The organism is Enterobacter cloacae complex sp. P24RS (assembly GCF_014982165.1).
Taxonomy (GTDB): domain Bacteria; phylum Pseudomonadota; class Gammaproteobacteria; order Enterobacterales; family Enterobacteriaceae; genus Enterobacter; species Enterobacter quasihormaechei.
The window spans coordinates 1-336 of sequence record NZ_JADCKU010000039.1; the positions used below are offsets into that span (position 1 = coordinate 1).

General features: G+C 47.6%; 1 tRNA gene. It reads right to left on the minus strand.

From position 1 onward, the window contains the following. Positions 1-148 precede the first annotated feature (148 nt). Positions 149-224 (minus strand) — tRNA-Glu (locus INF58_RS20875). Between the last annotated feature and the right edge of the window lie 112 nt (positions 225-336).

Here is a 336-nt window from a genome sequence, read left to right on the forward strand (position 1 = left end):
AAATTTGAGAGACTCGAACACACATGAGCTGTGTGTCGTTTCAATTTTCAGCTTGATCCAGATTTTTAAAGAGCAAATATCTCAAACATGACTCGTAAGTCAGTTTTGAGATATGACGGCAGGTGACTTTCACTCACGAACCAGCAAGTGGCGTCCCCTAGGGGATTCGAACCCCTGTTACCGCCGTGAAAGGGCGGTGTCCTGGGCCTCTAGACGAAGGGGACGTACAGTCTCAATCGCAAGACGCCTTGCTATTTACTTTTCATCAGACAATCTGTGTGGACACTACAAAGGCAGGTTCTTTAAGGTAAGGAGGTGATCCAACCGCAGGTTCCC